The sequence below is a fragment of the Paenarthrobacter sp. AB444 genome, from assembly GCF_028736865.1.
Lineage (GTDB): Bacteria > Actinomycetota > Actinomycetes > Actinomycetales > Micrococcaceae > Arthrobacter > Arthrobacter nicotinovorans_B.
In genome coordinates this window covers 1-3,361 of sequence record NZ_JAQZBY010000027.1, presented here as the reverse complement: position 1 = coordinate 3,361, position 3,361 = coordinate 1, and the positions used below count along the sequence as shown (strand labels likewise).

At 55.4% G+C, this 3,361-nt stretch carries 2 rRNA genes; both read left to right on the top strand.

What is annotated here, in order from left to right:
* Positions 1-43: 43 nt before the first annotated feature.
* Positions 44-1,564 (top strand): 16S ribosomal RNA (locus PQ627_RS19865).
* Positions 1,565-2,090: 526 nt separating this feature from the next.
* Positions 2,091-3,361: ribosomal RNA gene (locus PQ627_RS19860) — 23S ribosomal RNA — on the top strand; the annotation flags it as partial.

Genomic DNA, 3,361 nt, shown 5'->3' with positions numbered 1-3,361 from the left:
GTCCGTCGTTATTTCCGGTGGGTGTGGTTGTGTCTGTTATTTTTCAACGGAGAGTTTGATCCTGGCTCAGGATGAACGCTGGCGGCGTGCTTAACACATGCAAGTCGAACGATGATCCCAGCTTGCTGGGGGATTAGTGGCGAACGGGTGAGTAACACGTGAGTAACCTGCCCTTGACTCTGGGATAAGCCTGGGAAACTGGGTCTAATACCGGATATGACTCCTCATCGCATGGTGGGGGGTGGAAAGCTTTTGTGGTTTTGGATGGACTCGCGGCCTATCAGCTTGTTGGTGGGGTAATGGCCTACCAAGGCGACGACGGGTAGCCGGCCTGAGAGGGTGACCGGCCACACTGGGACTGAGACACGGCCCAGACTCCTACGGGAGGCAGCAGTGGGGAATATTGCACAATGGGCGAAAGCCTGATGCAGCGACGCCGCGTGAGGGATGACGGCCTTCGGGTTGTAAACCTCTTTCAGTAGGGAAGAAGCCGTAAGGTGACGGTACCTGCAGAAGAAGCGCCGGCTAACTACGTGCCAGCAGCCGCGGTAATACGTAGGGCGCAAGCGTTATCCGGAATTATTGGGCGTAAAGAGCTCGTAGGCGGTTTGTCGCGTCTGCTGTGAAAGACCGGGGCTCAACTCCGGTTCTGCAGTGGGTACGGGCAGACTAGAGTGCAGTAGGGGAGACTGGAATTCCTGGTGTAGCGGTGAAATGCGCAGATATCAGGAGGAACACCGATGGCGAAGGCAGGTCTCTGGGCTGTAACTGACGCTGAGGAGCGAAAGCATGGGGAGCGAACAGGATTAGATACCCTGGTAGTCCATGCCGTAAACGTTGGGCACTAGGTGTGGGGGACATTCCACGTTTTCCGCGCCGTAGCTAACGCATTAAGTGCCCCGCCTGGGGAGTACGGCCGCAAGGCTAAAACTCAAAGGAATTGACGGGGGCCCGCACAAGCGGCGGAGCATGCGGATTAATTCGATGCAACGCGAAGAACCTTACCAAGGCTTGACATGAACCGGTAATACCTGGAAACAGGTGCCCCGCTTGCGGTCGGTTTACAGGTGGTGCATGGTTGTCGTCAGCTCGTGTCGTGAGATGTTGGGTTAAGTCCCGCAACGAGCGCAACCCTCGTTCTATGTTGCCAGCGGTTCGGCCGGGGACTCATAGGAGACTGCCGGGGTCAACTCGGAGGAAGGTGGGGACGACGTCAAATCATCATGCCCCTTATGTCTTGGGCTTCACGCATGCTACAATGGCCGGTACAAAGGGTTGCGATACTGTGAGGTGGAGCTAATCCCAAAAAGCCGGTCTCAGTTCGGATTGGGGTCTGCAACTCGACCCCATGAAGTCGGAGTCGCTAGTAATCGCAGATCAGCAACGCTGCGGTGAATACGTTCCCGGGCCTTGTACACACCGCCCGTCAAGTCACGAAAGTTGGTAACACCCGAAGCCGGTGGCCTAACCCTTGTGGGGGGAGCCGTCGAAGGTGGGACCGGCGATTGGGACTAAGTCGTAACAAGGTAGCCGTACCGGAAGGTGCGGCTGGATCACCTCCTTTCTAAGGAGCTGCTAACAACCTGTTGTCCCTGCCTGCATGGGTGGGGGTGTGGTTGTCAGTGTTGCCCATTGCGCAGGCGTTTGTCCTGCGGTGGGTGCTCATGGGTGGAATATCAACGAATCAAAGTTTATTTTGGCATGGCCTTTGTGGTGGTGTCCTGGTGTTAGTACGGCAGCTGAACCCTTTGGGGTGTGGTTGTTGGGAACGTGTCCGGGGTGCTGGTTGTGGGGGTTGTGTTTGGCGCACTGTTGGGTCCTGAGGCAACAGGACCTTTTTGCAGCAATGCATCAGAGACTGGTGTTTCTTTTGTTCCTGCTTCCGGTACTGCCGTGTCCCTTTGGTGGGGTGTGGTGGTCTGGTTGATGGGGTTGTTGTTTGAGAACTACATAGTGGACGCGAGCATCTGGAACACACACATGTGTGTGTGTTTCTACAGCAATTTCTTTTTGATGAACCTGGCCTTTTGTGGTCGTGGTTCTCTCGAATAGTTGATGCATCATGATCGGGCGTTTTGTTCGATGTGTGTGGTCAAGTTTTTAAGGGCACACGGTGGATGCCTTGGCATTAGGAGCCGAAGAAGGACGTAGGAATCTGCGATAAGCCTGGGGGAGTTGATAACCGAGCGTTGATCCCAGGATGTCCGAATGGGGAAACCCCGCACAACGCCTGTAAGGGTGATTGTGTGACCCGCATCTGAACACATAGGGTGCGTGGGGGGAACGCGGGGAAGTGAAACATCTCAGTACCCGCAGGAAGAGAAAACAAGAGTGATTCCGTTAGTAGTGGCGAGCGAACGCGGATCAGGCTAAACCGTTTCCATGTGTGATAGCCGGCGGGCGTTGCATGGGCGGGGTTGTGGGACTTTCCGTTCTGGTTCTGCCGGGCCAGTGAGGTGAGAGTGCGTGCATAGGTGAACGGTCTTGAAAGGCCGGCCAGAGAGGGTGTGAGCCCCGTAACCGTAATGTTGTGTGCCGCCTGGAGAGTATCCCAAGTAGCACGGGGCCCGAGAAATCCCGTGCGAATCTGTCAGGACCACCTGATAAGCCTAAATACTTCCTAATGACCGATAGCGGACCAGTACCGTGAGGGAAAGGTGAAAAGTACCCCGGGAGGGGAGTGAAACAGTACCTGAAACCGTGTGCTTACAATCCGTCGGAGCAGTCTTGTTACTGTGACGGCGTGCCTTTTGAAGAATGAGCCTGCGAGTTAGTGTTACGTCGCGAGGTTAACCCGTGTGGGGTAGCCGTAGCGAAAGCGAGTCTGAACAGGGCGAGTGTAGTGGCGTGATCTAGACCCGAAGCGGAGTGATCTACCCATGGCCAGGTTGAAGCGACGGTAAGACGTCGTGGAGGACCGAACCCACTTCAGTTGAAAATGGAGGGGATGAGCTGTGGGTAGGGGTGAAAGGCCAATCAAACTCCGTGATAGCTGGTTCTCCCCGAAATGCATTTAGGTGCAGCGTTGCGTGTTTCTTGCCGGAGGTAGAGCTACTGGATGGCCGATGGGCCCTACAAGGTTACTGACGTCAGCCAAACTCCGAATGCCGGTAAGTCAGAGCGCAGCAGTGAGACTGTGGGGGATAAGCTTCATAGTCGAGAGGGAAACAGCCCAGACCACCAACTAAGGCCCCTAAGCGTGTGCTAAGTGGGAAAGGATGTGGAGTTGCGAAGACAACCAGGAGGTTGGCTTAGAAGCAGCCATCCTTGAAAGAGTGCGTAATAGCTCACTGGTCAAGTGATTCCGCGCCGACAATGTAGCGGGGCTCAAGTACACCGCCGAAGTTGTGGATTTCACACA